27 protein-coding genes are annotated in these 25964 nt (G+C 71.8%); 15 read left to right on the top strand and 12 right to left on the bottom strand.

Translation table 11 applies throughout. The annotated features are described in order from the left end of the window. Nucleotides 1-29 precede the first annotated feature (29 nt). The 3 genes from ACZ7NC_RS14175 (at nucleotide 30) to ACZ7NC_RS14165 (ending at nucleotide 3259) form a co-directional block, all read left to right on the top strand. Nucleotides 30-974, top strand: a complete 945-nt coding sequence (locus ACZ7NC_RS14175) for an ROK family protein (protein WP_471488007.1) — start codon at nucleotides 30-32, stop codon at nucleotides 972-974. Further along, a complete protein-coding gene (nagA, locus tag ACZ7NC_RS14170) occupies nucleotides 974-2185 on the top strand; it encodes an N-acetylglucosamine-6-phosphate deacetylase (protein WP_471488005.1) in 1212 nt (403 codons plus the stop codon). The genes ACZ7NC_RS14175 and nagA overlap by 1 nt, the downstream gene beginning before the upstream one ends. Before the next feature lie 144 nt (nucleotides 2186-2329). Further along, on the top strand, nucleotides 2330-3259 hold the full coding sequence (locus ACZ7NC_RS14165) for a 1-phosphofructokinase family hexose kinase (RefSeq protein ID WP_471488003.1): 930 nt from the start codon (nucleotides 2330-2332) through the stop codon (nucleotides 3257-3259). Between the two features lie 3 nt (nucleotides 3260-3262). On the opposite strand, the gene ACZ7NC_RS14160 is transcribed toward ACZ7NC_RS14165, so the two are convergent. Both ACZ7NC_RS14160 and cdgB read right to left on the bottom strand, forming a co-directional pair. Next, nucleotides 3263-4210 carry a CBM35 domain-containing protein gene (locus tag ACZ7NC_RS14160; RefSeq protein WP_471488001.1) on the bottom strand — a complete coding sequence of 316 codons (948 nt, stop codon included), beginning with the start codon at nucleotides 4208-4210 and terminating at the stop codon, nucleotides 3263-3265. A gap of 118 nt (nucleotides 4211-4328) precedes the next feature. Then, the gene (gene cdgB / locus ACZ7NC_RS14155) at nucleotides 4329-5984 is read right to left on the bottom strand and encodes a diguanylate cyclase CdgB (protein ID WP_471487999.1); all 1656 of its coding nucleotides are present in this window, start codon (nucleotides 5982-5984) and stop codon (nucleotides 4329-4331) included. A gap of 336 nt (nucleotides 5985-6320) precedes the next feature. Here cdgB and ACZ7NC_RS14150 point away from each other — a divergent pair, with 336 nt between their 5' ends. Next, nucleotides 6321-6920, top strand: a complete 600-nt coding sequence (locus ACZ7NC_RS14150; protein WP_471487997.1) for a flavin reductase family protein — start codon at nucleotides 6321-6323, stop codon at nucleotides 6918-6920. A gap of 115 nt (nucleotides 6921-7035) precedes the next feature. Next, nucleotides 7036-7551 carry a GNAT family N-acetyltransferase gene (locus ACZ7NC_RS14145; protein ID WP_471487995.1) on the top strand — a complete coding sequence of 172 codons (516 nt, stop codon included), beginning with the start codon at nucleotides 7036-7038 and terminating at the stop codon, nucleotides 7549-7551. A gap of 20 nt (nucleotides 7552-7571) precedes the next feature. On the opposite strand, the gene ACZ7NC_RS14140 is transcribed toward ACZ7NC_RS14145, so the two are convergent. Beyond that, nucleotides 7572-8450, bottom strand: a complete 879-nt coding sequence (locus ACZ7NC_RS14140) for a sigma-70 family RNA polymerase sigma factor (RefSeq protein ID WP_471487993.1) — start codon at nucleotides 8448-8450, stop codon at nucleotides 7572-7574. A gap of 92 nt (nucleotides 8451-8542) precedes the next feature. Further along, nucleotides 8543-8980 (bottom strand): alternative ribosome rescue aminoacyl-tRNA hydrolase ArfB, encoded by a 438-nt coding sequence (gene arfB, locus ACZ7NC_RS14135; protein ID WP_471487992.1) that lies wholly within the window; start codon nucleotides 8978-8980, stop codon nucleotides 8543-8545. Nucleotides 8981-9147: 167 nt separating this feature from the next. Here arfB and ACZ7NC_RS14130 point away from each other — a divergent pair, with 167 nt between their 5' ends. From ACZ7NC_RS14130 to ACZ7NC_RS14120, 3 genes are all read left to right on the top strand, one after another. After that, a complete protein-coding gene (locus ACZ7NC_RS14130; protein ID WP_471487990.1) occupies nucleotides 9148-9723 on the top strand; it encodes a TerD family protein in 576 nt (191 codons plus the stop codon). A 76-nt stretch (nucleotides 9724-9799) separates the two neighbouring features. Next, the gene (locus ACZ7NC_RS14125; protein ID WP_471487989.1) at nucleotides 9800-10342 is read left to right on the top strand and encodes a GNAT family N-acetyltransferase; all 543 of its coding nucleotides are present in this window, start codon (nucleotides 9800-9802) and stop codon (nucleotides 10340-10342) included. Nucleotides 10343-10348: 6 nt separating this feature from the next. Then, entirely contained in the window at nucleotides 10349-10822 is a 474-nt protein-coding gene (locus ACZ7NC_RS14120; protein ID WP_471487987.1) for a hypothetical protein, read from the top strand. Between the two features lie 13 nt (nucleotides 10823-10835). Here ACZ7NC_RS14120 and ACZ7NC_RS14115 read toward each other — a convergent pair whose 3' ends face one another. Continuing rightward, the gene (locus ACZ7NC_RS14115) at nucleotides 10836-12272 is read right to left on the bottom strand and encodes a M1 family metallopeptidase (protein ID WP_471487985.1); all 1437 of its coding nucleotides are present in this window, start codon (nucleotides 12270-12272) and stop codon (nucleotides 10836-10838) included. A 43-nt stretch (nucleotides 12273-12315) separates the two neighbouring features. On the opposite strand from ACZ7NC_RS14115, the gene ACZ7NC_RS14110 reads away from it, so the two are divergent. Then, the gene (locus ACZ7NC_RS14110) at nucleotides 12316-12816 is read left to right on the top strand and encodes a hypothetical protein (RefSeq protein ID WP_471487984.1); all 501 of its coding nucleotides are present in this window, start codon (nucleotides 12316-12318) and stop codon (nucleotides 12814-12816) included. A 344-nt stretch (nucleotides 12817-13160) separates the two neighbouring features. Here the strand turns inward: ACZ7NC_RS14110 and ACZ7NC_RS14105 are convergent, their stop codons facing one another. Then, a complete protein-coding gene (locus tag ACZ7NC_RS14105) occupies nucleotides 13161-13838 on the bottom strand; it encodes a pentapeptide repeat-containing protein (RefSeq protein ID WP_471487982.1) in 678 nt (225 codons plus the stop codon). A gap of 189 nt (nucleotides 13839-14027) precedes the next feature. Between ACZ7NC_RS14105 and ACZ7NC_RS14100 the strand changes: the two genes are divergently transcribed. From ACZ7NC_RS14100 to ACZ7NC_RS14080, 5 genes are all read left to right on the top strand, one after another. Beyond that, nucleotides 14028-15206: an FAD-dependent oxidoreductase gene (locus tag ACZ7NC_RS14100; RefSeq protein ID WP_471487981.1), complete on the top strand. Its 1179-nt coding sequence runs from the start codon at nucleotides 14028-14030 to the stop codon at nucleotides 15204-15206. A gap of 60 nt (nucleotides 15207-15266) precedes the next feature. Further along, nucleotides 15267-16247: a zinc-binding dehydrogenase gene (locus tag ACZ7NC_RS14095; RefSeq protein ID WP_471487979.1), complete on the top strand. Its 981-nt coding sequence runs from the start codon at nucleotides 15267-15269 to the stop codon at nucleotides 16245-16247. Nucleotides 16248-16420: 173 nt separating this feature from the next. Then, the gene (locus ACZ7NC_RS14090) at nucleotides 16421-17854 is read left to right on the top strand and encodes an MFS transporter (RefSeq protein ID WP_471488294.1); all 1434 of its coding nucleotides are present in this window, start codon (nucleotides 16421-16423) and stop codon (nucleotides 17852-17854) included. Between the two features lie 70 nt (nucleotides 17855-17924). Continuing rightward, entirely contained in the window at nucleotides 17925-18812 is an 888-nt protein-coding gene (locus ACZ7NC_RS14085) for an aminoglycoside phosphotransferase family protein (RefSeq protein WP_471487978.1), read from the top strand. Nucleotides 18813-18821: 9 nt separating this feature from the next. Further along, nucleotides 18822-19316: a GNAT family N-acetyltransferase gene (locus ACZ7NC_RS14080; protein ID WP_471487976.1), complete on the top strand. Its 495-nt coding sequence runs from the start codon at nucleotides 18822-18824 to the stop codon at nucleotides 19314-19316. A 290-nt stretch (nucleotides 19317-19606) separates the two neighbouring features. Here ACZ7NC_RS14080 and ACZ7NC_RS14075 read toward each other — a convergent pair whose 3' ends face one another. From ACZ7NC_RS14075 to ACZ7NC_RS14050, 6 genes are all read right to left on the bottom strand, one after another. Next, the gene (locus ACZ7NC_RS14075) at nucleotides 19607-20899 is read right to left on the bottom strand and encodes a wax ester/triacylglycerol synthase domain-containing protein (protein ID WP_471487974.1); all 1293 of its coding nucleotides are present in this window, start codon (nucleotides 20897-20899) and stop codon (nucleotides 19607-19609) included. Nucleotides 20900-20949: 50 nt separating this feature from the next. After that, nucleotides 20950-22158: a beta-ketoacyl-[acyl-carrier-protein] synthase family protein gene (locus ACZ7NC_RS14070; RefSeq protein WP_471487973.1), complete on the bottom strand. Its 1209-nt coding sequence runs from the start codon at nucleotides 22156-22158 to the stop codon at nucleotides 20950-20952. Then, nucleotides 22155-22445 carry a phosphopantetheine-binding protein gene (locus ACZ7NC_RS14065; protein ID WP_471487972.1) on the bottom strand — a complete coding sequence of 97 codons (291 nt, stop codon included), beginning with the start codon at nucleotides 22443-22445 and terminating at the stop codon, nucleotides 22155-22157. Before ACZ7NC_RS14065 ends, ACZ7NC_RS14070 begins: the two co-directional genes overlap by 4 nt. A 26-nt stretch (nucleotides 22446-22471) precedes the next feature. Then, the gene (locus ACZ7NC_RS14060) at nucleotides 22472-23719 is read right to left on the bottom strand and encodes a wax ester/triacylglycerol synthase domain-containing protein (protein ID WP_471487970.1); all 1248 of its coding nucleotides are present in this window, start codon (nucleotides 23717-23719) and stop codon (nucleotides 22472-22474) included. A 79-nt stretch (nucleotides 23720-23798) separates the two neighbouring features. Then, on the bottom strand, nucleotides 23799-24080 hold the full coding sequence (locus ACZ7NC_RS14055) for a hypothetical protein (RefSeq protein ID WP_471487968.1): 282 nt from the start codon (nucleotides 24078-24080) through the stop codon (nucleotides 23799-23801). Between the two features lie 74 nt (nucleotides 24081-24154). Beyond that, the gene (locus ACZ7NC_RS14050; protein WP_471487967.1) at nucleotides 24155-24925 is read right to left on the bottom strand and encodes a hypothetical protein; all 771 of its coding nucleotides are present in this window, start codon (nucleotides 24923-24925) and stop codon (nucleotides 24155-24157) included. 411 nt (nucleotides 24926-25336) lie between these two features. On the opposite strand from ACZ7NC_RS14050, the gene ACZ7NC_RS14045 reads away from it, so the two are divergent. Next, nucleotides 25337-25822 carry a hypothetical protein gene (locus tag ACZ7NC_RS14045; protein WP_471487966.1) on the top strand — a complete coding sequence of 162 codons (486 nt, stop codon included), beginning with the start codon at nucleotides 25337-25339 and terminating at the stop codon, nucleotides 25820-25822. Nucleotides 25823-25964 lie beyond the last annotated feature (142 nt).

Below are 25964 nucleotides of genomic sequence, written 5' to 3'. Positions count from 1 at the left end.
TCCCGGGTGCGCAAGCCACACTGTCCCCCGTGAGACATGTCATCGCCCTCGATGTGGGCGGCACCGGGATGAAGGCCGCCCTGGCCGGGGCGAGCGGCGAGTTGCTGCACCAGGCCCGCCGGCCGACCGGGCGCGAGCGCGGGCCGGACGCGGTCGTCGAGGGCATCCTCGACTTCGCCGCCGAGCTGCGCGCGTACGGCGAGGAGCGCTTCGGCGAGCCCGCGGTCGCCGCCGGTGTCGCCGTCCCCGGCATCGTCGACGAGGAACGCGGCGTCGCCGCCTACGCGGCCAACCTGGGCTGGCGGGACGTACCCCTGCGGCAGCTGATGGCCGACCGGCTCGGCGGCGTGCCCGTCGCCCTCGGCCACGACGTGCGCACCGGCGGTCTCGCCGAGGGCCGCATCGGCGCGGGCAGGGGTGCCGACCGCTTCCTCTTCGTGCCGCTCGGCACCGGGATCGCCGGCGCCATCGGCATCGACGGCCGGGTGGAGGCGGGTGCGCACGGCTTCGCGGGCGAGATCGGCCACATCGTCGTACGGCCCGGCGGTGCCCCCTGCCCGTGCGGACAGCGCGGCTGCCTGGAGCGGTTCGCCTCCGCGGCCGCGGTGAGCGAGGCATGGGCCGCCGCCTGCGGTGACCCCGAGGCGGACGCCGCGGACTGCGCCAAGGCCGTCGCGTCCGGCGATCCGAACGCCGTACGGGTCTGGCAGCAGGCCGTGGACGCCCTCGCCGACGGCCTGGTCACCGCACTCACCCTGCTGGACCCCCGCACCCTGATCATCGGTGGCGGCCTGGCCGAGGCCGGGGAAACCTTGTTCACACCGCTGCGGGAGGCCGTCCGGCGGCGGGTCACTTTTCAGAAGCTGCCGGAGATCGTCCCCGCGGCCCTTGGGGACACGGCCGGTTGCCTCGGTGCCGGCCTCCTGGCCTGGGATCTCCTCGACCGAACCGACCGTACGGAGGTAACTCCCTGATGGCAGCCGACCTAGGGGCGCGGGGAACTGCGCGACCAGCCCCACACAACCCGCACCCCGCACCGCACAAGGCGCCCCTCGTCCTGTCCGGCGCCAACGTGGTCATGCCGACGGGAACCCTCAATGGGGGCCAAGTGATCGTCGACGGCACCCGAATCACCGCCTCAGCCCCGGAGAACGCCCAGGTCATCGACGTGACCGGCCACTACCTGGTGCCCGGATTCGTCGACATCCACAACCACGGCGGCGGCGGAGCCTCCTTCACCTCGGGCACCCCCGAAGAGGTACTGAAGGGCATCCACACCCACCGTCTGCACGGCACCACCACCCTCGTCGCCTCCACCGTCACCGGCGACATGGACTTCCTCACCCGGCGCGCGGGCCTGCTGTCCGAGCTGGCCGAGCAGGGCGACATCGCGGGCATCCACTTCGAGGGGCCGTTCATCTCCCCGTGCCGCAAGGGCGCCCACTCCGAGGAGCTGCTGCGCGATCCGGCCCCGGCGGACGTCCGCAAGCTGATCGACGCGGCACGCGGCCACGCGACGATGGTCACCCTCGCCACCGAACTGCCGGGCGGCATCGACTCCGTACGGCTGCTCGCCGAGCACGGTGTCATCGCGGCGATCGGGCACACCGACGCGACGTACGAGCAGACGGTGGAGGCGATCGAGGCGGGAGCCACGGTCGCCACCCACCTCTTCAACGCGATGCCGCCACTCGGTCACCGCGAGCCGGGCCCGATCGCGGCCCTGCTGGAGGACGAGCGAGTGACGGTCGAGCTGATCAACGACGGCACGCACCTGCATCCGGCGTCCCTGCAACTGGCGTTCCATCACGCGGGCGCGGACCGGGTCGCGTTCATCACGGACGCGATGGACGCGGCCGGCTTCGGCGACGGCCGCTACATGCTCGGCCCGCTGGAGGTCGAGGTCGCCGACGGGGTCGCCCGCCTCGTCGAGGGCGGCTCGATCGCGGGCTCCACCCTCACCCTGGACCGCGCCTTCAAGCGGGCGGTGACGATCGACCGGCTGCCGGTCGAGGACGCGGTGGCGGCCCTGTCCGCCAACCCCGCCAGGCTGCTCGGCCGCTACGACCGGATCGGCTCACTGGAGCCCGGCAAGGACGCCGACCTGGTGGTACTGGACTCCGACTTCGACCTCAAGGGCGTCATGCGCCGGGGAGAATGGGTGGTCGATCCCCAACTGGGGTGATGTGTCCGCCTGTTGGGGGCGGTGGTTGTCCTGCGAGACTGGGACGACTGCCGCCCGTTTGGCATGATCGGCATCTGCCGGACGGAACATCCGGCAGACGGACGGCACACACATGCTGAACTCTTCGGGGGAGGTCGAGTACAGGTGATCCTCACGGTCACGCTGAACACCGCTCTCGACATCACCTATCGCGTACGGTCCCTGCGCCCCCATGCGTCCCACCGCGTCTCCGAGGTGACCGAACGCCCCGGCGGCAAGGGCCTGAACGTGGCCCGGGTGCTGGCGGCCCTCGGCCATGAGGTGACGGTCACGGGCTTCACGGGCGGCGCGACGGGCCGGGTGGTCCGGGACCTGCTCACGGCCACGCCGGCCGTGGTGGACGCGCTGGTGCCGGTGACGGGCCCGACCCGCCGGACGATCGCCGTGGTGGACGAGCTCACCGGCGACACGACCCAGCTCAACGAACCCGGCCCGACGGTCACGCCCGCCGAGTGGTCCGCCTTCCAGAAGGCGTACGAGGATCTCCTCACCTCGGCGTCGGCGGTGGCCCTGTGCGGCAGCCTGCCGCCGGGAGTACCGGTGGGCGCATACGCCGCCCTGGTCCGGGCCGCGAAGGCATCCGACGTCCCCGTCCTGCTGGACACCAGCGGCGAGGCACTGCGCCGGGGCGTCGCCGCCCGCCCGGACCTCATCAAGCCGAACGCCGACGAACTGGCCGAACTGACCGGCTCCCACGAGCCGCTACGCGCGACCCAGGACGCGCGTCGCCGCGGCGCCCGCGCGGTGGTGGCCTCCCTGGGCGCGGAAGGCCTGCTCGCGGTAACCCCCGAGGGCCGCTGGCGCGCCACCCCACCCACCCACCTCCACGGCAACCCGACCGGCGCGGGCGACGCGGCGGTCGCGGGCCTGCTGTCGGGGTGGGCGGAGAAACTCCCATGGCCGGACCGACTGGCCCGCGCGACAGCACTGAGCGCGGCGAGCGTCGTGTCGCCGGTGGCCGGAGAGTTCGACCGGGACGCCTACGAGGAGCTGCTGGGGCGGGTGGCGGTGACCGGGGAGGTCAGCGCGGCCTGACTGCTACGAGTCGACCCAGCCCTTGACCAGCCACATCTGGTCGATGAGGGCGTCGCACTGGTTGCCCTGCTCGCAGGACACCTTGATCGTGTTCGTGCCCTTGTTGAGCTGGACGTAGTTGTAGGTCTTCGTCCAGCCCTTTTCGTAGTCGCCCTCGGGGCCGCCCGACCAGTTCTTCAGGTCGACCGGGGCAGTGGACGCCGTGCCGTTGATCGTGAGGGTGGCGTTCTGGTCCTTGCCCGGGACGCTGTAGCCGACGTACACGGTGTACTTGCCGCTCTTCGGGATGCCGTTCACGGACCAGGTGACCGAGGAGCCGACCGCGTTGAAGCCGGTGACGTAGACGCCGCCGTCCGCCTGGGCGCCCTTGATGTCGGACGCGGTGGTGGCGCCGCCGGCGAGGGCGAGTGCCTTGGCGTCGATCGTCGGCAGGTCGTCCTCGGCCGCCTGGCTGTTGCTGTGCGACGGGCTCGGCGCGCTGCTCTGCTGGGACTGAGTCGGGGTCGCCCCCGTGTCGCCCCCCGCCTTGTCCTTCTCGTCGTCGCCGCCCAGCATCGCCACGCTGATCCCGATGACCACCGCCGCCACGACCGCGATCGCGCCGATCAGGAGGCCCTTGGTGTTGGGGCCGCCGCGGCCGGGGCCGGTGCCGCCGCTGTAGGACGTCTGGGCCGTGGTAGCCCCGCCGGGCAGGGTCTCCGGTGCCGCGTAGTGCGCGTTCGGCTGGCCGTACGTGCCCTGCTGTTGCGGTACCTGGCCGTAGGCGGCCGTCGGTGCCTGCTGGCCGTACTGGCGCTGTCCGACCGCGCGTGCGCGGTTGCCTCCCACCGAGTTCGGGTAGCCGTAGCCACCGGAGGGCGGCTGGGCGCCGTTGGCCTGCCCGTCGGCGTAGAGGTAGCCGAACGGGTCGTCGTCCTCGGGCGTACTGGCGCCGTTGTTGCCGGACGTCATCCCTTGGTACTCCTCACCAGGTGCGGGCGTTGCGATAGCACGGTCAGAAAGGCGAGCCTACCCGCTCCTGCTGGCCCAAACGGGTGACTCAGACCGCATCAGCTCGCTGACCTGGGATTCATCCCGCGCGTCTGTGTTGTTTGGGACGAGATCGTTTCTCTACGTACATCCGCTCGTCGGCGGACTTCAACACTTCGTCCGCGGTCATCCCGCAGTGTGCCCACCCGATGCCGAAGCTCGCGCCGACCCGTACGGCACGCCCCTCCGCCCGGATCGGCTGGATGATCTCGTTACGCAGACGTACGGCGAGGTCCTGCGCGTCGGCCCGGCCGAGCCCGTCGGCGAGGATCACGAACTCGTCGCCGCCGAGCCGGGCGACGGTGTCGCCGTCACGGACCTGGCGGGACAGCCGCTTCGCGACCTCGATGAGAACCGCGTCACCCGCGTTGTGCCCGAACCGGTCGTTGATCGACTTGAAGCCGTCGAGGTCGCAGAAGAGCACCGCGAGCCCCTTGGTGCCGTCGTCCCGCTCGCCCTCGTCCGGGGCGATGGTGTGCACGTGATGGTCGTAGGCGTCGAGCGCCGTCGCGCCCGGGAAGTCGAAGCCATGGCCGTTGGCGTCGAAGACCGCCGGGTGGCCGTAGGCCACGTCCATGGACTCCAGGGCGCCCGCGTGGGCGGGGCGCTTGCACAGCCGGGCGGCCAGGCGCGAGCGCAGCTCGGCGGAGTTCGGCAGGCCGGTGAGCGAGTCGTGCGAGGCCCGGTGGGCGAGCTGCAGCTCGCGGCGCTTGCGGTCCTCGATGTCCTCGACGTGGGTGAGCAGGAAGCGGGGCCCGTCGGCGGCGTCCGCGACGACGGAGTTGCGCAGCGAGACCCAGACGTATGTGCCGTCGCGGCGCCCGAGCCTGAGCTCCGCCCGTCCGCCCTCCGCCGAGGTCCGCAGCAGGGTGCCGATGTCCTCGGGGTGGACGAGGTCGGAGAAGGAGTAGCGGCGCATCGCGGAGGCGGGGCGGCCGAGCAGCCGGCACAGGGCGTCGTTGGTGCGCAGGATCCGGCCGTGCTGGTCGCCGCCCATCTCGGCGATGGCCATGCCGGAGGGGGCGTACTCGAAGGCCTGCCTGAAGCTTTCCTCGCTGGCGCGCAGGGCCTGCTGATCCCGTTCGAGCCTGACCAGTGCCCGCTGCATATTCGCGCGTAGACGTGCGTTGCTGATGGCGATCGCCGCCTGGAACGCGTACATCTGGAGCGCCTCGCGCCCCCACGCGCCCGGCAACCGGCCGTTGCGCGGCCGGTCCACGGACAGGACCCCGATCAGCTCGCCGCACGCGCCGCCCTGCACACCTGGCGTGTACATCGGCGCGAAGAGGCGGTCCGAGGGGTGCCACTCGTCCTCGAAGCGGGGCGCGGGACCGTCGGTGTACCACTGCGGGACGTCGTCGTCGTCGAGGACCCAGCCCTCGGTGTGCGGGATGAACACCAGGTCGCCCCAGTGCTCGCCCATGCTCAGCCGGCGCTCCCACGACTCACGGGAGCCGACGCGGCCGGTGATCAGGGCCTCGGCGGCGGGATTGCCGGCGAAGGCGGCCACGACGAGATCGCCGTCGGGCCGTACGAGGTTGACGCACGCGAGCTCGTAGCCGAGGCCGTTCACGACGCCGTCGGCCACGGTCTGCAGCGTGTCCGCCAGACTCCGGGCCGTGTTCATGTCAGCCATGACCTGGTGCAGTTGTCGCAGGGTCGCAAGACGGACATACGGCTCCGACTCGGTCTCCATGCTCGCCCTCCCCCCGAGACCTCGCAGCGAATCAAGGGTTCTACTTCGGCGTAACGTCCCTTGCTAGTCCCCGCCACTGAATCACAGCGCGCTGCTCACTCGGTACACAGGGTCAACAATTAATGGCTCTTGTGACTCAAGTCACAGGTAAACGTGAACAATTGAGCGGTGTTTCTGCGTTTTTCCTGTGTGTTTACTGGACGCAAAGTGGGTGCGTTCGTGGAGATCGCACGAAACCGCCTGAACACTTCCGCGCGGGTCCGTCCGGAGTCCTAGGACCGTTCTCGGGCGCAGGCCCGATGTGGGGTGCGCGGGACCGACATTAGCGTTTCCGGCGTGCCGAACACTTCTCCCCCCGCGCAGCCCGTGACCGCCGTCCTCCCCGCCTCCCCCAGCCCCTTTGGGCATGCTGAGGGAGTGAGCAACGACGAGTTCCGTGCCGCGATGTCGCGGTTGGCCGCGGGTGTGGTCCTGGTGACCGCGCTGGAGCCGCCGCTGGACCCCGACGATCCGCACGCACCGGCCGGCGAGGACGTCGGCATGACCGCCACGGCGTTCATGTCGGTGTCCCTGGACCCGCCGTTGGTGCTGGTCAGCCTGCGTGAGGGGTCCCGCATGGACGACCTGCTCGCCGAGCAGCCGCTGTGGGCCGTCTCGGTCCTCGCCGAGAGCCAGCGGCACATCGCCGGCCGCTTCGCCATGAAGGGCCGCGTCAGCGACCGCCTGCTGTTCGCCGACATCCCGTACGTCCGCGGCAAGGAGACCGGCGCGCCGCTCGTGGGCGGCGCCCTGGCCACGCTGGAGTGCAGTACCGAGCAGCGGGTGACGGCCGGCGACCACACCCTGGTGATCGGCCGTGTCCTGTCGGCCTCGTTGCCGAGTGCGGACGGGGGGCCGCTGACGTATTTCCGGGGCCGTTACCGGCAGTTGGGCTGATTTCCGTGCGGGGGGTCGGGCGGAATCGCGGGGCCGGGGTCGGGGCGAATCGTGCGGCAGGGGTCGGGAGGGAATTCCGTGGCCCGCGAATGATCATCCGGCTTATCGTGCGCGGATGACGTCGATCACTTCAACGATGCACCTCGAAAAGATCACACCTGCGAATTTCGAGACCGCCACCGCCATCCGGGTCCGCCCCGACCAGGAACACGCGGTCTCCCCCGTGACGCAATCCCTCGCCGAGGCATACGTCCATCCCGAAGGCGTCGCCTGGCCCCGGCTGATCGTCGACGCCGACCGCCCGGTCGGCTTCCTGATGGCCTTCCTCGACATCGACTGGCGCGGCGACGGCACCCTGTTCCGCTCCGGGCTGTGGCGGCTGAACATCGCCGCGGCGGAGCAGGGGCGGGGGTACGGGCGGTTCGCGGTCGAGTCCGTGGCCAGGGAGATACGGCGACGCGGTGGGCGGGAGCTCTACGTCACCTGGCATCCGGGGCCCGACGGTCCGCAGGGCTTCTATCTGGGGCTGGGGTTCCGGGCGAACGGGGAGACGTCCGGGGGGCAGACGGTGGGGGTGCTGGATCTCGACGAGACGCCTCTGGGGGCCGGCGCTTCATCCCGGGGTGTCTGAGCCTTCCGGCTCGGCGGCGTCTAGACCGGGCCGATGTCGAGGCGGGCCACGCGCTCGGGGGCCGTCACGATGTCGATCACGGCGATCCGATCCCGTACGAACGCAAACCTCAACGCCCGCTCCACCCGCCCGTCGACCCGCACCACGCACCCGACCGCCCCGTCGACCAACGCATGCCCGGCGACCAGGGCGGGCCGCGCGGCGAGGGCGACGGACCCGAATGTCGACGCGCCCCGCGCCACCGCCGCCGCACCGGTCGTCACCCCGGCCTCGGTGCGGGCGATGACGTCCGGGTCGAGGACATCGAGCAGTCCCTCGAAGTCACCCTCCCGCGCGGCGGCGAGAAAGGCGTCGACGACCTCCCACTGCCTGCGCCGCGGTGCGCTGTCGTGGTCGCGCACATCGGCGCCCCGCACCCGGCGCCGGGCACGGCTGGCGAGTTGCCGTGCGGCGGCCGGCGTACGGTCCACGACGGCCGCGACCTCCTCGTACGGCACGGCGAACAGGTCGTGCAGCACGAACGCCAGCCGCTCGGCGGGCGTCAGGGTGTCCAGTACGACGAGCAGGGCGACGCCCACCGAGTCGGCGAGGAGAGCGTCCTGCTCGGGGTCGACGGGGGGCGCGGCGGCGGGCGGGGGTGCCGTGGTGTCCAGGGGTTCCTCCGCGCGGGACTTGCGGGAGCGGAGCATGTCCAGGCAGACGCGGCCGACGACGGTCGTCATCCAGCCGCCGAGGTTGTCGACGCGGCTGGTGTCGGACCTGCTGACCCGGAACCAGGCCTCCTGCACGGCGTCCTCGGCCTCGGCGGTCGAACCGAGCATGCGGTGGGCGACGGCGCGCAGATGTCCGCGATGCGCCTCGAAGCGCTGGGCGAGGAAGTCGGTGTCGTCGGCGCTCATCTGTCGTCAGCCTCTCGTCGTGGTCCGTCGTCACTGGGCTGACGGATCGGGAGGCGCGGATGTGACAGACGTGGTGGTACGCGGGTACGGGCCTACGCCCAGCCCCGCCCCGAGCGGCCGCGCTTGGTGTCCGAGCGCTGCTTCTTCTCCCTCAGCCGTCGCTCGTTGATCCCCCGGGGGATGCGGGTCGGCCTGCGTGGCTTCGGTGGCGGGGCCGTCGCCTCGGCGAGGAGCGCCGCGAGGCGTACGGCGGCGGTCTCGCGGTTGCGCCACTGGGAGCGGTGTTCGGAGGCGCGGACGGTGAGGGTGCCGTCGACGAGCTTGTCGGCCAGGCGTTCCAGGGCCCGGCGCTTCCACACCTCGGGCAGCGCCTCGGTCTTCGCCAGGTCGAAGCTCAGCTCCACCCTTGAGTCACTGGTGTTGACATGCTGGCCACCCGGGCCGCCCGACCTTGAGAAACGCCACATGAGCTCGGCCTCGGGCAGGGAGACGGAGCCACGGATGACGTGCGGACCAGACATGCCGTACATGTTCCCGCGTCTGTCCGGTCCACGTCACGCGAATATCCCCTGAGCCCCTAAGAGTGCTCTTTGGCAAAGAAAGTAAAGACACCTGGAACCTGCGGTACCCCTCTCGGCGTTCATAGGGGTAGCTGTAGCTTCTAGCCGTACCGCAACGAGGGAAGGGACTCCCAACAATGGCTGTAAGCCTGTCCAAGGGTGGCAACGTCTCGCTCACCAAGGAGGCTCCGGGCCTGACCGCCGTCACCGTGGGCCTCGGCTGGGACGTCCGCACCACCACCGGCACGGACTTCGACCTCGACGCCTCCGCGATCGCGGTCAACCCCCAGGGCAAGGTCTACTCGGACGCCCACTTCGTCTTCTTCAACAACAAGCAGACGCCGGACAGCACCATCGTCCACACCGGTGACAACCGCACCGGCGAGGGCGCGGGCGACGACGAGGCGATCAACGTCAACCTGGCCGGCCTCCCGGCCGATGTCGACAAGATCGTCTTCCCGGTCTCGATCTACGACGCGGAGAACCGCTCGCAGAACTTCGGCCAGGTCCGCAACGCCTACATCCGCATCGTCAACCAGGCAGGCGGCGCCGAGATCGCCCGCTACGACCTGTCGGAGGACGCGGCCACCGAGACCGCCATGGTCTTCGGCGAGCTGTACCGCAACGGCGCCGAGTGGAAGTTCCGCGCGGTCGGCCAGGGCTACGCCTCGGGCCTGGTCGGCATCGCGCAGGACTTCGGCGTGAACGTCTGACGGACACCACGCTGTACCGGAACCCCCGGCTTTGGCCGGGGGTTCCGGTGTTCGGGCCCTTCGATAGGTTGCCCGAATGATCCTCGACGCCCTCCCCCTCACCCCCGACCGCGACATCCCGGCCCCGGTCCTCACCGAGCTGACCGCCCTCTACGCCTCCAACCGCGACTTCCACGCGCTCAGCGGCGACTTCCCGGACCCGGACGACATCCGCCCGGAACAGGTGGCAGCCGCCCTGGCCGACGAGCTGGCGGAACCCGGGGCTGAGGTCCTGCTCGCACGCAGTGAGGGCCGGCTGGTGGGCATCGTGGTGACACTGGCGCAGCATCCGGACCCCGTCGACCCGGACCCCTGGATCGGCCTGCTGATGGTCGACGGAACGGCCCATCGCCAGGGATACGGCAGGCGGCTGGCCACCCTCGTCGAGGACCGCTTCCGCTCGGCGGACCGCACCGCCGTACGCCTGGCCGTCCTCGACAACAACCCCGGCGCCCTCGCCTTCTGGACCGCCCTCGGCTACGAAACCATCGGCTACGGAAGAGACCGCCTGGAGGACCGCCCCTGCACGGTCCTGCGCAAGGAGCTGACGCCCTCCTCACCCGGTAACGGCGGAGCCTGAACCGGCGTGGACTGGACGACCCTGGCCGCCACCGCGCTCGGCGCGCTCGTCGGTGTCGGTTCGACGCTGCTCGCGGACCATGTCCGCCGGCGCCGCGATCTGGCCGACCGGACCCGGCAGGAGCGCAAGCAGATCTATGTGACCGTCCTGACGAAGTACCGGCTGGCCTACGAGGCCATGCACACGGCCGCCGTGACGGGTCGCGGCCAGGAGGACGGGGCGCGGGAGTCGGCCGTGCGGGAGGCGTTCCGGGCGTCGGGCTGCGACGAGGCCCGGGAGAGCGCCCTGATATGCGCCCCGCAGGAGATGTCGGACGTTCTCGAGGAGGTGTACGCGACCCTGCGGGACCTCCAGGACGCGTTCGCCGCCGGTGATCCGCCGCTCGACTCGCCGGAGTTGCAGGAGCGGCGGCTCAAGCACGCCGAGGCGGTCTGGGCCGCGCGGGCGGCGATGCGGCGGGATCTGGAGCGGACGGGGTGAGGGGCCGGGGGTGTCATGGGCGGTCGGGTTTGCCCTCGCCGTACAGCCAGTCCTCCCAGATGGCGGTGAAGTCCTTGTCCGGGGCCTTCTTCTCGACGTAGGCCGTGAAGTCGTCCGTGTCCGCGTTCCCGTGACGGTGGGCTGCCGCCCAGCCCTGGACGATGTCGTAGAAGGTGTCGTCGCCGACCGTTCGGCGGATCTTGTGGAGGACCATCGCGGCGCGCTCGTACACCGGGGAGTCGGAGATGTTCGCGGCGCTCGTGGGTTCGGCGGGCGGGAAGGACCAGAGGTCCTCGTGGTCGTCCTCGCCGTGGTCGTACAGGGCGTCGAAGGTCTCCTGGGCGCTGTCGCCGCCGTTGTCCTCCTGCCACAGCCACTCCGCGTAGGTCGCGAAGCCCTCGTTCAGCCACATGTCCCGCCAGCTCCTGGGCGTCACGGAGTTGCCGAACCACTGGTGCGCGAGCTCGTGGACGAGCAGCTCGGTGCTGGGGGCGCCGGGGAAGACGGGCCGGTTCTGGGTCTCCAGGGCGTAGCCGGAGGCTTCCTCGGCGGCGACGATCGCTCCGGTGGAGGAGAAGGGATAGGGGCCGAAGTTGTACTCCGCCCACTCCATGATCTCGGGGATCCGGGCCAGCACCTTGCGGGCGGGGGCGGCCTGGGAGGGCGTGACCGCGGTGTAGACGGACAGCGGGCGCCCCGCGGCGCCCGGGACCGTGGAGCGGCGGATGTCGTAGTCGCCGATCGCGAGCGTCGCGAGGTAGGTGGCCATGGGTTCCGCCGTGCGCCAGTGGAATGTCGTACGGCGCTTGTCGGGGTTGGTGCTCCGATCGGCCAACTCCCCGTTGGAGACGACCTGGAGCCCCTCCGGCACGGTGACCGAGATGTCGTACGACGCCTTGTCCGACGGGTGGTGGTTCCCCGGGAACCACGCCATGGACCCCACCGGCTCCCCGAGGGCGAGCGAGCCGTCGGCGGCGGCGGCGAGCCAGCCCTCCTCGGAACCGTCGGGGTCGGTGACGGTCCCCGGAGTTCCGGAGTAGCGGACGTCGATCCGGAAGGTCTCGCCCTCGTCGAGCTCGTCGCGCGGACGGACCACCAGCTCCTGGCCGTTGCGGCTCCAGCGGGCCCGCTCACCCTCCACCGAGACCCGCTCGACGTCCATCCCCTTCAGATCGAGGTCGAAGGCCGAGAGGTCCTTGCCCGCATGTGCGGTGATCTCCGCCGTGCCTGCGAGGTGGCGGTCATCCGGGTCGTAGGCGAGGTCCAGGGCGTAGTGCGTGACGTCGTAGCCGCCGTTGCCCGCCTTCGGGAAGTACGGGTCGCGTACGCCGGAACCGCCCGGTGTGCCATGCACTCCGCCGCCGCACGCGGTGAGGGCGAGGGCGAGCAGGGCGCAGCCGACGGCCGGGAGGGAACGGACGGTCGGGACAACAGACGCGGAACGGGACACGCCAGTGATCCTATGAGCGGCGGGCCGTGACACCATCACCTCCGTGCTCGACATCGGCTACGCCCTCTCCACCCGCTTCCCGGACCCCCCGCAGACGGACTACCGCCGCGCGGACGTCCGCGCCCTGCGCCACGACCTGTTCTGCGGGGACGTCTATCTCGCCGACACCAAGGCGGACCGGGAGCTGTCCACAGCCTGGGGATGGGTGCCGGTACTGGACTTCGCGTGGGCCCTGTGCGACATCGCCGAACGGCTGGACCGGGACCCGGCAGGCTCCCGCGCCTCCCGCCCCCAGCGAGCGGAACTGGACTTCACCGAGTCCACGGACCGCATGCTCTTCGAGCGGCGCTTCGGCTGGGTGGACATCGAGGCGGACTGGATGCCGGCGGAGGAACCCCCGCTGTCCTTCTCCCACTCCGAACTGCGCCGCGAGGCCCGCGACTTCCTGCACGACCTCCTCGCCGACCTGATCGACCTGCACGACGACCTGGGCGAGAACCCGGCGATCTGGGCACTCCAGGCCCGCTATCCCCGAGTGACGTGAACCGGGAGGCCGCCTGCCACACGGCCGCCCATCGAATCGCCGGCCATCGAATCACCGGTCATCGCAAGGCCGCTCACCGAATGGCCGGCCTCCGCAAGGCCGCTCACCGAATCGCCGGCTCCGCAAGGCCCTCCACCGCAAGGCCCCGCAGCGAATCACCGCCCCCGCAAGGCGCCGCACCACAAAGCCCCGCACCGAATCACCGCCCCCCGCAAGACCCCCCACCACAAAGCCCCGCACCGAATCACCGCCCCCGCAAGGCCGCCCACCGAAGCCCAGCCCACCCCAAGGGCCCACCCCGAAAGACCGGCCCACCTCCGAAGACCGCCCCACCCCAAGGCCCCTCACCCCTCCACCCGCACCCCCAACTGCGCAGCCAACACCGGCGCCAGATCCAGCAGTTGAGCCGCGCTGATCACCGCCCCGGCCAGCCGGTCCACCCCCCGCGCGATCTCCAGCTCCGCCGCCCCTCTCAGATCGACGTCCGCCAGCGTCGCCCCCGTGAGGTCCGCCCCCTTCACCGCGCAGTCCGTGAACTCCACCCGCTCCAGCCGGGCACCCCCGAAGTCCGGCTCGACCAGGACGCAGCCCTCGAAGACGACGTCTCTCAGCCTGGCCTTGCGCATGTTCAGGTAGTCGATCTTGCCGCCCCGGATCACGACCCGCTCCAGAACGGCCCCGTGCAGCTGCACCCCGCCCAGGCGGGCGTCGATCAGCTCCACGTCCCGCAGCGTCGACTCCGCCAGGTCGGTGCCGACACCCCGTGGCGCGGTGAGGACGGAGTCGAGGATCCGGGCGTGATGAAGCGCCGTCTCGTCCAGGACGCAGCCCTTCAGCGCGCAGTCCATGAAACGGGCACCCCGGCCGTTCTGCCCGGTGAGGTCCTCCTCACGGAACTCCAGGCTGTCGTAGTCCCCGTCCGCCTCCAACTGCCCGTCCCGGTAAGCCTCCAGCGCCGGCAACCGCAATTCCGGCCGCCGCGCCCCCTTCACTCCGCCCTCACCCATCGCTCTCCTCGCCATGCCCCCATGTTGCACCCCACCACTGACAACCACCCTGACCTGCGAAAACACCGCCCATGTCACATTCCGGGTCCCCCACGCCGTCGTACTCGCAGAGAACGCGACGCACACGACGCAGAACGCGACACAGAGGAACGCGCCGCGGCAGAACCCGACAAGACGACGCCGATCAAGAGGGAGACCCCAGCCATGCACCGCATCACCGTCATCGGCGGCGGCTTCGCCGGACTCACGGCGGCCATCACCGCCGCCGAGGCGGGCGCCAAGGTCACCGTGTACGAAGCCCACCACACCCTCGGCGGACGGGCGCGGACCGCCGAGGGGCCGTACCGGACCAACGAGGGACCGCACGCCCTGTACAGCGGCGGCCCGCACTGGGCCTGGCTCAAGCAGCGGGACCTCATCGGGCCGCTCGCGCCGATCCCGCCCCTGGAGGCCGCCCGGCTCCGGCTGCGGCACCGCGGCGTCCTGCGCCGCACCCCGCCCTTCGCCATGCTCAAGCTGCTGAGGCCCGCCCTGCCGCAGGCGCCCGTCGACGTCGACTTCATGACCTGGGCCACCGGTATCGCCGGCGAGGAGGGCGCCCGTGCCGCCGCGCACTACTCGGCCGTCGCCCTGTTCCACCACGACCCCGGTGCCCTGTCGGCGGCGTTCGTGCGGGAGCGGCTGCGCCGGGCAACCAAGCTGCCGCCGGAGGCGCACTATCCGGTGGGCGGCTGGGCGAAAGTCATCGACCGGATGGCGGCGCGGGCGTGGAATCTCGGGGTGCGGATGGAGACCCTCTCCCGCGTCGACAGCCTCGACGGCCTCGACAGCCTGACGACCGACGCGCCCGTCGTCGTCGCCACCTCCCTAGACTCGGCCCGCCGCCTGTTGAAGGACGACTCCCTGACCTGGACGAGCGGTCGCACCGCCCTCATCGACCTCGCCGTACGTACCCGGCGCGGGGACGCCTTCGTCGTCTCCGATCTCGACGAGACCGGCTGGATCGAGCGGTTCACCGCGCAGGACCGGTCGCTGGCGCCGGCCGGTGAGCAACTGATCCAGGGACAGATCCCGATCGCCCCGCACGAGTCCAGGGCCGACGGCATCGCCCGTGCCGAGCGGCTGCTCGACCTCGGCTTCCCTGGCTGGCGCGAGCGCGTCACCTGGCGGCGCGAGGCCCTCGCGAACGGCCGTACCGGCGCCGTCGACCTGCCCGGCACCAGCTGGCGCGACCGCCCGGCAGTCGACCGGGGCGACGGTGTCTATCTGGCGGGCGATCAGGTCGCCGCCCCCGGCGTGCTGTCCGAGGTCTCCTTCAACAGCGCGCTCACCGCCGTGTCCCTGGCCCTCGGCCGGCACGCCCTTGACCTCAAGCGAGCTTGAGGTTGAAGGCTGACCTCCTGACAGCTTCCGAGCACCTGGCCCGTCTCATGGGGGATCCCGATGCACGCCATCCGTCTGCACTCCTTCGGCCCGGCCGAGAACCTCACCCACGAGGAGCTCGACGACCCCGTACCAGGACCCGGCCAGGTCCGGATCGCCGTGGCGGCGGCCGGCGTCCACCTCCTCGACACAGCTCTGCGCGAGGGCGTCCAGGGCCCGGCCCCCGAGCCGCCGACGCTGCCCACGATCCCCGGCCGTGAGGTCGCCGGAGTCGTCGAGTCCCTCGGCGAGGGCGTGGCGCGGCTCTGGCTCGGCAAGCGCGTCGTCGCCCACCTCGGGTTCGCCCCGGGCGGCTACGCCGAACTCGCCGTCACGGACGTCGACCGAGTCCACGAGATCCCGGAGAACCTCGACTTCGCGGAGGCCGTCGCCATGATCGGCACGGGGCGTACGGCGATGGGGATCCTGCAGTTCGCCGACCTCGGCCCGGACGCGGTGGTCCTGGTCCCGGCGGCGGCGGGCGGCATCGGCACCCTGCTCGTGCAGTACGCGAAGAACGCCGGCGCCGTGGTCGTCGGGCTGGCCGGGGGACCGGAGAAGGCGGCCCGAGTGCGGGACAACGGCGCCGATCTCGCCGTCGACTACACGGACCCGGTGTGGCCCGGAAAGGTCCGCGCCTTCCTGGGCGGCCGGGGTGCCACGGTCGTCTTCGACGGCGTCGGCGGCGACGTGGCCCGCGAGGGCGTCGCCCTGCTCGCGCCGGGCGGCAGGCACCTCGTCTTCGACTGGTCCGGCCAGGGGCTGCGCGACGGTGAGCCCTACCTGGTCGACGGCGTCTCCGAGAACGTCCTCGGCCCCGCGATGATGCGCCGGGCCGGCGGCCCCAACCCCGTACAGACCCTCGAACTGCGCGCCCTCGCCGAGGCCGCCGCGGGCCGCCTCACCCCGGCCGTGCAGCGCTTCCCGCTCGCCGAGGCGGCAGCCGCGCACCGCGCCCTCGAAAACCGCGCGACCACCGGAAAGGTGGTGCTGGAGCCATGACCGGCCGCAAGCCCTCGCCACGTCCGAAAGATCCGAAAGACCAGCACCAAGATCCGAAAGGCCAGCACTCCCCAGATGCGACCCCCGCCGAATCATGGTCTTCTGGCCGGGTGACCGTCACCCGAACGGGTGAACACACCCGGGATGCCGACCCCCGCCGCTGGTGGGGTCTGGTGATCATCGCGCTCGCGCAGCTCATGGTCGTCCTCGACGCGACGATCGTGAACATCGCGCTCCCGTCCGCGCAGAGCGACCTGGGCATATCCGACGCCAACCGCCAGTGGGTGATCACCGCCTACACCCTGGCCTTCGGCGGCCTGCTGCTGCTCGGCGGACGGATAGCCGACCTTGTGGGCCGCAAGCGCACCTTCGTCATCGGCCTCGTCGGCTTCGCCGCCGCCTCCGCGCTGGGCGGCGCCGCCACCACGTCCGGCATGCTCTTCGGCGCCCGCGCCCTGCAGGGCGTCTTCGCCGCCGTACTGGCCCCGTCCGCCCTGTCGTTGCTGACCACGACCTTCACCGACCCCAAGGAGCGCGGCAAGGCCTTCGGCATCTACGGCGCCCTGGCCGGCAGCGGCAGCGCGATCGGGTTCATCGTCGGCGGCCTGCTCACCGAGTACCTGAACTGGCGCTGGTGCCTGTACGTCAACGTGCCCATCGCCGTGATCGCAGTCATCGGCGCCCTGGCCCTGCTGCACGACAGCCCCACCCACCCGGGCGCCCGCCTCGACGTGCCCGGCGTGCTGCTCGGCTGCGGCGGACTGGTCGCCATCGTCTACGGATTCGCCGAGGCGCAGCCGCGCGGCTGGACCGACCCGATGGTCCTCACCCTGTTCGCGGTGGGGATCGCGCTCCTCGCGATCTTCGTCTGGTGGCAGACCAGGGCCCCGATGCCGCTGCTGCCGCTGCACATCATCAAGGAACGCAACCGCGCCGGCTGCTTCCTCACCATGGCGCTGGCCGTGATCGGCATGTTCGGCCTGTTCCTGTTCATGACCTACTACCTCCAGGTCATCCTCGACTACTCGCCGGTGATGACCGGCCTCGCCTTCCTCCCGCTCACCGCCGCGATCATCACCGGTTCCACCCAGATCGCCGCCCGCCTCCTGCCCCGTGTCGCCCCCCGCGTCCTCATGGGCCCGGGCGCCCTGCTGGCGGCGGTCGGCATGGTGCTGCTGACCCGGCTGACGGTGCACTCCTCGTACGCGAGCGACATCCTGCCCGCCCTGATCCTGCTGGGCCTCGGCATGGGCCTGATCTTCATGCCGGTGTTCGCCACGGCGACGGCGGGTGTGGCCCCGCAGGACTCCGGTGTGACCTCGGCGACCGTCAACACCTCGCAGCAGGTGGGCGGCTCGATCGGTACGGCCCTGCTGAACACGATCGCCACCACCAGCAGCGCTGCCTACATCACCGCCCACCTCACCGACCCGGCGCAGCGGGCCCTGGTCACCAAGGAGGGCGTCGTACACGGCTACACCGTCGCCATCTGGTGGGCCGCCGCCATCATGCTCCTGGCCGGCGTGGTCGCGACCCTGATGGTGACGGCTAAGGCCCCGAAACACGGCGCCGAGCATCAGCCGCCGGTGCCGGAGCCGGTGGCCTGACCCGGGGCGTTCGCTGCACGCCGGCGTCAATTCGCGTGAGCCGATTCCGGCACCCCAGTAGGGTCGCAAAGTGATCGACATTCCGGACGAGCTCATCGCCCAGCACGTGCGGTACGACGGAGAGGCGGGACGCGCCTACGTCATCGCCCTCGCCGAACGGGCCGCCCGCTTCCTGGAGCACTGGGGGTTACGGCAGGACGGGCCGACGATGTACGGCCGCTGCGCGCTGGTCCTGCCCGTGCTGGCCACCGACGGGACGCGGGCCGTGCTCAAGCTCCAGGACGTCGACGAGGAGACCGTCGGCGAACCAGTGGCGCTGCGGGCATGGCGGGGCGACGGGGCGGTCCGGCTGCTGGAGTCCGACGACGCGACGGGCACGCTGCTGCTGGAGCGGCTCGACCCCGACCGGCTGCTGAACGACCTGCCGGACTCCCGTGCGGCCACGCTGATCGTCGCCCGGCTGCTGGCCCAGCTCACCGCCACCCCCGCCCCACCGGGCATGCGCCGGCTCGGTGACATCGCCGCGGCCATGCTGCACCGTACGCCCGCGGCTCTGGAAGGGATCCCCGACCCCGATACCCGCCGGCTCGTCGCGGACTGCGCGGCGGCGGTGCGCGAGGTCGCCGGCGAGCCCGGTGACCGGCTGCTGCACTGGGACCTGCACTTCGAGAACGTCCTCGCCTCCGACCGGGCTCCCTGGCTCGCCATCGACCCCAAGCCGCTCGCGGGCGACCCCGGGTTCGACCTGTTCCCGGTGCTGTGGAACCGCTTCGAGGCGGACGAGGTGGAGTGGCGCTTCGACGCCATGACCGGGGTCCTCGGCCTCGACCGGGGCCGGGCCCGTGCCTGGACGCTGGGCCGGGTCCTGCAGAACTCGCTGTGGCAGATGGAGGAGGACGGCGACCCGCTCGCCGCCCATCTGGAAATCGCGAGGCGCCTGAGGAACCACCCTGGTTAGCCTCACCCCATGATCCGACCCGCCACGCCCGCCGATGTCCCCGATCTGCACGCCCTGATCCGCGAACTCGCCGAGTACGAGAAAGTGCTGGAAGAGGCGAAGGCCACGCCGGAACAACTCCACGAGGCCCTCTTCGGCGACCACCCCGCGGCCTACGCCCACATCGCGGCCGACGACGCGACCGGCGAGACCGTCGGCTGCGCCGTCTGGTTCCTGAACTTCTCCACCTGGCGCGGCGTCCACGGCATCTACCTGGAGGACCTCTACGTCCGCCCCACCGCCCGAGGCGCCGGCCACGGCAAGGCCCTGCTCGCCGAACTGGCCCGGCTTTGCGTGGAGCGCGGCTACCAGCGCCTGGAGTGGTCCGTACTGAACTGGAACACCCCGTCCATCGCCTTCTACGAGTCCCTCGGCGCCCGCCCCCAGAACGAGTGGACGGTATACCGCCTGACGGACGAGGCCCTGACAAAACTCGGCGCCGATTCCACACCCCCGACGGCGTGAACGCTCCCCCTGGCCCGCGATCCGTGGGGGAGCGCCATCTCGCCCACGCGTACGAGATCGTCACGCACCAGCACAACGACCTGCGCCTGACCGACCGTGTCACCCCACCACGCCACCGTACCACTCCCGCCCCTACCAGGTCCCGCGCGCCGACCGCTTCACCGCCGCCCTGCTCGCTCCCATCAACGCCCCGCCCCTGAAGGACCCGCCGCCGGTCGGGGCGGCGGGCGGCACTTGCCCGCACCCTGAGAAACACGACGCGCGAAAACCCTGACCAGCCCGCGCGATCCTCAGACCGCCCGCGCGGCAGGCGCCCCGGCCGCCGCGACCGCCTCCAGCTCCCGGACCACGGCATCGCCGATCAGCCGGGCGTCACCGGCGCGCAGATGGCTGACGACGGTGAGCGTGTAGGCGTCGGCGGTGTGCACGAGGCACAGGTTCGCCGTGCCCGGCGGGGAGAGCTGCGGCAGGGGGACGACACGCGACAGGGGGCGGCCGTACAAGTGACTGGGAATGTCCCGCCACTTGAAGGCCGTGCACAGACTCGTGGTCAGCTCGGGGCGCGCCAGGCGCCGGGCCATCACCCCGGCCAGCCACGGCACGGCACGCGCGGCTGCCTGGAGCGCGGGAAGGATCGCGCGGTGGGCGTCGCAGCGGTGCTCGAACGCCGCGACCTGGTCCTGGCAGGCCCGCAGCCGGGCCACCGGCGAGTCGAGGTCGACGGGCAGCTCGACGCGCAGCGCGGTGACGCCGTTGCCGAGCCGCTGTGCGTCGTGCCGGGTCCGCAGGTCGACCGGCACGGTGGCGTACAGCGGGGACGACGGCCCCTTCGGCCAGGAACGCAGGGGCCCGTGGCAGGCGCGCAGGGCACCGGCGTACGTACTCAGGAGCAGCTCGTTGAGCGTGGCCCCGCGCCCGCCGGCCGGCTGTCGCCGGGCCGCTCGCATCACCCGCGGGTCGATCCCGACCACCGCCACCGACGGCCGCGGTTCACCATCGCCCTCGTCGTCGCCACCGGACGACGCGGGCACGGGCCGGCCGGGAGCCCCGATGCGCCGCAACTCCCGTCCCACGGTGGCGAGAGGGACCCGCGGCCGCCGTAGCGCAGCCGCGGCGGGCGCCGACTGCCGCGGCGGCGTGGCGTCGTCCATCAGCAGCCGGAAGAGGGTCTCCAGGGACCGGCCGTCCAGCAGCGCGTGATGGGCGAGCAGCACCACGGCGTGTTCGCCCGTCGGGCCGGCGGGCCGTGTCACCAGCAGCTTCCACGGGGGCCGTTCCGGCGGCAGGGGGTGCGAGACACCGTCGGACAGCAGCGAGGCGACATCCTGGTCGGTGACGGCGATGTGCGCGGCGGGGTCGAACGGCCGGTCGGCCGACCACCGATGACCCGACAGCGCGGAGGGCCCGACCGGAGGCACCGGCACCAGGCTCATCCGCTCCAGCGCACCCCATCTGTCAAGGACCCGGGACCGCACCCGCGCCACGTCGAACGGCCCCCCGTCCTGGGGGAACACCGCGGCGATGCCGATCGTCCCCGGCAGCCCGTTGCGGAGATGCCCTTCCTCGACGGCCGTCAGCCTCATCTTCCACAGCCTCCCGTTCCAAGGCCCCCCAGAGTCCCCGCCTTTGCCGGTCAGACGTGGGGCGAGTCGAAGACGACACAGGCGTTGTGGCCGCCGAAGGCGAAGCTGTTGCTGATCACCGGTCCGTCCAGGATCTTGCGGGCCTCGCCGGTGACCACGTCCAGTTCGCAGCGGGGGTCGAGGCGCGTGAGATGGGCGGTCGGCGGCGCGAGCCCTTCCCGCACCGACAGGACCGTGATCACGGCCTCCAGCGCTCCCGCCAGCCCCAGCCCGTGCCCGGTCACCGCCTTGGGGGCGGTCACGGGCACCGCGCGCGGGCCGAACAGGGCGCTGATGGCCCGCGCCTCGGCGAGGTCGTTCAGCTCGGTGCCGGTGCCGTGCGCGTTGACGTGGGTGACGGCCTCGGCCGACGTACCGGCGTCGGCGAGCGCCTGCTCCATGCACGCCCGCGCGCCCGCCCCGTCAGGATGCGGCGCCGTGAGGTGGTGGGCGTCGGAGGTGCGCCCGTACCCGGTGAGGGTGGCGTGGATGCGGGCGCCGCGCGCACGGGCCAGGTCGAGGCGCTCCAGCACCAGGAACGCCGCCCCCTCGGCGAGGACGAAGCCACGCCGCCCGATGTCGAACGGCCGTGACGCGGACGCCGGATCCTCGCACTCGGTGACCATCGCCCCGGCCCGTCCGAAGGCCAGCGCGGTCGTGGGCGTCAGGGGGCTGTCGTGCCCGCCCGCCACCACCACGTCCGCGCACCCCGCCCGGATCATCTGCATCGCCTCACCCACCGCGTGCGTCCCGGAGGCACAGGCGGTGGAGACCGTCAGAGTGGGCCCGGTCACCCCGAGCCGGGCGCTGATCCAGTACGCCCCCGCGTTGTGCATCAGCCGGGGCGCGTAGAGCACATCGGGATGCCCGATGCCGTCCTCCTGGCTGATCACCCCGCCGTACCCGGTACCGGTGACCACCGCCCGCCGCCCGGGAGCGACATGCAGCCCCCCGGCGTCCTCCACGGCGTCCACGGCGGCGCACACGGCCAGCTGCACCGACCGGTCCGCCCGCCGCGTCTCCTTGGGCGACAGATAACCGGCGGGGTCGAATCCGGTCATCGCGGACGCGGGGTGTACGACGCCGCCCTCGTCGTCGAAGGCGTGCAGCGAGATCGCCGAACGGCGGTCCAGGAGGCTCTCCCACAGCGCCGCCGGAGTCGCCCCGGCCGCACTGCGGACGCCCAGCCCCGTGACGGCGACGGCGTGCCGGCCGGTCATCGGGCGAGGGGGCTGTGGACGTCACCGGCGCCGGCGCGCAGCCGCACGATGAGGTCGGCGACATCACCCACGGTGGACACCCGGCTCTTGTCCGTCCCCCGCAGCGACACCCCGAACAACTCCTCGGACGCCGCCTCCAGTTCGGTGACGTCCAGACTGTCGGCTCCCAGGTCGGCGACCAGCCGGGCCTCGGGCACGACCGCCTCCTGCGGCACCGACATCACCCGCGCGCACAACGGGCGCAGCGCTTCCCATACGTCACCTTTTTCACGGCGTGCGGCTTCCATGCAACTGCCTCCATCTCCTGGTGCCGTCAGAGCACTGACGGCGTCGCCGTCCGAGCCCATGTCTCGAACTCCGTGACGACCGCGTCGGCGAGCCGACCCGCGTCGTCCGGGCCCGCGTTGCCCACCGCGGTGAGCGTGAACGCGTCCCCTGCCTGTGCGAGGGCGAAGCTGACGGTGCCCGGGTGCTGCAAGGGCGGCAGCCCGACCGTGCGCACGAGCCGGCAGCCCTGGAAGGTGCTCGCTCCGCCGGGCCACTTCATGGCCGTGGTCGCGGTCGCCGCGAAACAGGAGTGCCGGCCACGGCTGGTCAGCAGCCGGGTCACCCAGGGCCCCGTACGCCGTGCCGCTTCCGCCGCCGGGAACAGCACGGTGGCGTGCACGGCGGCCCGCTCGGGGACACCGGCCAGCGCGGCCTGACACGCCCGCAGCCGCGCCACCGGTCCGTCCACGTCCACGGGCAACGGGACCCGGACCACCGTGAGGGTGTTGCCGAGTTCGCCCGGATTCGCCCGCCCGCGCAGATCGCACGGTACGGCCGTGTACACGGGCACGTCCCGCTGCCGCCACCCCCGCACCGGGCCGTACCGGGCCCGCAGCGCCCCGGCCACCGCGCCCACCAGCAGCTCGTTCAGCGTCGCCCCGCGCCCGTCGGCGGGCTGCCTGCGCGCGGACCGCACGGTGTGCGCGGGCAGTTCACTCACCGAGACCGAGGTGTACGTCTCCCCCGGCGCCCGCGTCGGAAGGGCCTGCCCCGGCGCCGACATCGCCCTGAGCTCCCGGCCGGCCGCCCCCAGCCCGCTGCGCGGCAACGGCACCGGCTGGCCCGACTCCCCGGCCCGCGCGGGGTCGTCCATCAGCGAGCGCATCAACGTCGCGAGCGAGCGCCCGTCCAGCAGCGCGTGCTGGGCCACCAGCGCCAGGGCGAAGTCACCGCCGTGCGCCGCGTCCGGGACCACCAACAGCCGCCAGGGCGGCACTCCGTCGGCGAGCGGCCGGTCCACACTCCGCGCCCACAGCTCGTCCAACCCGCTCCGCGCCACGGCGACCTGCGCGACCGGATCGAACGGCCCCGGTACGACCCACCGCGCACCCCCGCGCCGCCCGGCCCGCCTGTCGAGCACATGGCTCATCCGCTCCAGGCCCGCCCACCGCTCGACGACCCGCGCCCGCACGCGATCCACGTCGGGCCGCTCACCGGCGAGGACCGCCGCAAGCCCGATGACTCCAGGGCACCCGTTCAGCAGCAGCATTTCGTCGGCACAGGACAGTCGCACGGGTCCCTCCGGATCTCCAGGGCCAGCATCAACGCCCGCCCCGTGACGGAGCGGGCGTTGAACCGGACGCTTCGTGGGCCTACTTGAGCGCCTGGCTGTTACAGCCCATGTCCGAGCCGAGGTGGCTGGGCTGCGCGCCCGGCGATCCTTCGCCGTTGAGCGCGTTGGCCAGCACGCTGTTGAGGGCACCGACATTGCCGAGGATGTCGATGTTCATGTCGTGCGAACGGCATTCGATGCCCTGCGTGATGTCGACGTCGTGGGCCATCGCCTCACCGTGGGCAGCGGCCGTGCCCACGCCGAGGGAGCCGACACTGCCGAGGACGGCGCCCACCAGGGCGGCCTTGTGAAGCTTGCGCATTTCTTCTCCGTTGGTCGAACAGATGGGGTGTGCAGCGAGGGGAGTTGGAACGGTGGGCTCTTACGGCAGAGCCGTCAGCCGAGCCGGGGCAGGCCGAGCTGGCCCACGGGAGGCGCCGCGACCTGTCCGAGGCCGAGCCCGGGCACCTGCGGGGCGCTGGCCGGCGAGACCAGCGGGTTGATCAGCGGGTTCACCTCGGGGTTCACCTGCGGGTTCACCTGCGGCGCGACCCGCGGCGGGGGCTCCGGGTTGAAGACCTGCGGCGCGGAGACCTGCGGAGCGACCTGCGGCATGACCTGCGGGGCCGTCTGCGGGGTGACCTGCGGCACGACCTGCGGGGCCGCCGCCTGGGGGGCCGCCGCCTGCGGGGCGGAGTGCGGCGCCCCGGAGGCCTCCGCGAAACCGCCCGACGAGGCCGATGCGGTGGCGTAACCGGTCTGCTCGCGCGGGGCGGGCTGCGGAGCCATGTACTGCGGCGCCGGCTGGGGCTGGTAGTGCGGACGGCTGGCCTGCGCGGTACCTGCCGAACGAGCCGACGCCGTCACCTGCGGGGCACTCTGCTGCGGCGCGTACTGGGGGGCCGGAGCGTATTGCGGCGCGGGGGCGTACTGCGGCGCCGGAGCGTACTGGGGGGCCGGAGCGTACTGCGGCGCCGGGGCGTACTGGGGAGCGGGAGCGTACTGAGGAGCGGGAGCGTACTGAGGTGCCGGGTACTCGGGAGCGGGCGCCGGAGCGGCACCTGCGTACCCGACGGGATATTCGGCCGCCTCGCTGACGCCGGCGCCGATGGCGGTCAGACCGCCGGCCGCTGCGACGACGAGCGCGGCCTTGTGAAGCTTGCGCATGGAACCCTCGGCCCTTCATTACCTGTACAGGGAAATCCGTATGTATTTCAGTGCAGTCTTGCGTGTGCTCAGTCTGATATTCGTACTGCGCCCTTACAGGGGTAATGCCTGAGCTGTCATGTGGACTTCACGCCGGAGCAGGCAGCGGAACCCGTTGCCTCTCTCTGATTTCCTGTCGCTGCCCTCTCTCGACTGGCAACGACATTTCCTGGGCCGGGTCACGGGATCCGCAATTCCGTCACTCCATTGCCATCCATCGGATTTACACACCCGTCCGGCAATTGGGTGACCACACCTCGACCCACGTGACTGAAATCGCGGTTGTCTCGTTCCGCACCAGGAGAGAGCGATGGTCCATCGCAGCCGCATTTCCGTACGTTCCATGCACAGGTCAATGAAGGGCCGAGTTCCATGCGCAAGCTTCACAAGGTCGCGCTCGTCGTAGCAGCAGCCAGTGGCCTGTCGGCCGTAGGCGTCGGACCGAGCGTCGCCGACGCTCCCGTCGGGTACAACGGCAATGTTCCGACACCTGTCGGGCAGCAGGACCTCCAGGCCACGTCATGGACCCGCTCACAGGCCAGCGCGCAATCCTCCAACTCGCCCCACGCGCAGCGGCAGGCGGCGCCGCGCCGGGAGGGCGCCGACGTCAGCCCGCAGGTCAACCCCCAACTGAGCCCGAAGATCAGCCCGCAGGTCAATCCGCAGCCGTCCGTGGCGCCGTCCGGGCCGATCGAGCAGGCCAACCTGTTCCGCCCGTACCAGGAGTGCAGCCCGCAGTCCCTGCTCAACGCGGCCGTCCCGGTCGCCGTACTCGGCGCTGCCGAAACCGAGGGCGTCGACTGCGACCAGGCCAACAGCCAGGCGAACTCCCTCTCGCACGCCCGCTACACGCACTGAGACAGCGTCGCGGCCCTCAACGGGAGGCCGTGACCGACGACTTCAGCAACGGGTCACAGGCGTCCGCGATGCGACTTCCGGGTGCTTCCCGTGCGAGATCACAAACCTCGGCGCGTCGTTCATACATGTCCAATTATTTCCT

Source organism: Streptomyces sp. NPDC111802 (assembly GCF_055634335.1).
This window is presented reverse-complemented; position numbering and strand designations above follow the sequence as displayed.

Excerpts from the sequence above, each read along its gene's own strand:
- nagA (WP_471488005.1), top strand. The coding sequence starts at position 974 with ATGGCAGCCGACCTAGGGGCGCGGGGAACTGCGCGACCAGCCCCACAC.
- ACZ7NC_RS14160 (WP_471488001.1), bottom strand. The coding sequence starts at position 4,210 with ATGACGTCCGGCAACAACGGCGCCAGTACGCCCGAGGACGACGACCCG.
- cdgB (WP_471487999.1), bottom strand. The coding sequence starts at position 5,984 with ATGGAGACCGAGTCGGAGCCGTATGTCCGTCTTGCGACCCTGCGACAA.
- ACZ7NC_RS14145 (WP_471487995.1), top strand. The coding sequence starts at position 7,036 with ATGACGTCGATCACTTCAACGATGCACCTCGAAAAGATCACACCTGCG.
- ACZ7NC_RS14140 (WP_471487993.1), bottom strand. The coding sequence starts at position 8,450 with ATGAGCGCCGACGACACCGACTTCCTCGCCCAGCGCTTCGAGGCGCAT.
- arfB (WP_471487992.1), bottom strand. The coding sequence starts at position 8,980 with ATGTACGGCATGTCTGGTCCGCACGTCATCCGTGGCTCCGTCTCCCTG.
- ACZ7NC_RS14130 (WP_471487990.1), top strand. The coding sequence starts at position 9,148 with ATGGCTGTAAGCCTGTCCAAGGGTGGCAACGTCTCGCTCACCAAGGAG.
- ACZ7NC_RS14125 (WP_471487989.1), top strand. The coding sequence starts at position 9,800 with ATGATCCTCGACGCCCTCCCCCTCACCCCCGACCGCGACATCCCGGCC.
- ACZ7NC_RS14105 (WP_471487982.1), bottom strand. The coding sequence starts at position 13,838 with ATGGCGAGGAGAGCGATGGGTGAGGGCGGAGTGAAGGGGGCGCGGCGG.
- ACZ7NC_RS14100 (WP_471487981.1), top strand. The coding sequence starts at position 14,028 with ATGCACCGCATCACCGTCATCGGCGGCGGCTTCGCCGGACTCACGGCG.
- ACZ7NC_RS14095 (WP_471487979.1), top strand. The coding sequence starts at position 15,267 with ATGCACGCCATCCGTCTGCACTCCTTCGGCCCGGCCGAGAACCTCACC.
- ACZ7NC_RS14080 (WP_471487976.1), top strand. The coding sequence starts at position 18,822 with ATGATCCGACCCGCCACGCCCGCCGATGTCCCCGATCTGCACGCCCTG.
- ACZ7NC_RS14075 (WP_471487974.1), bottom strand. The coding sequence starts at position 20,899 with ATGAGGCTGACGGCCGTCGAGGAAGGGCATCTCCGCAACGGGCTGCCG.
- ACZ7NC_RS14070 (WP_471487973.1), bottom strand. The coding sequence starts at position 22,158 with ATGACCGGCCGGCACGCCGTCGCCGTCACGGGGCTGGGCGTCCGCAGT.
- ACZ7NC_RS14065 (WP_471487972.1), bottom strand. The coding sequence starts at position 22,445 with ATGGAAGCCGCACGCCGTGAAAAAGGTGACGTATGGGAAGCGCTGCGC.
- ACZ7NC_RS14055 (WP_471487968.1), bottom strand. The coding sequence starts at position 24,080 with ATGCGCAAGCTTCACAAGGCCGCCCTGGTGGGCGCCGTCCTCGGCAGT.
- ACZ7NC_RS14050 (WP_471487967.1), bottom strand. The coding sequence starts at position 24,925 with ATGCGCAAGCTTCACAAGGCCGCGCTCGTCGTCGCAGCGGCCGGCGGT.
- ACZ7NC_RS14045 (WP_471487966.1), top strand. The coding sequence starts at position 25,337 with ATGCGCAAGCTTCACAAGGTCGCGCTCGTCGTAGCAGCAGCCAGTGGC.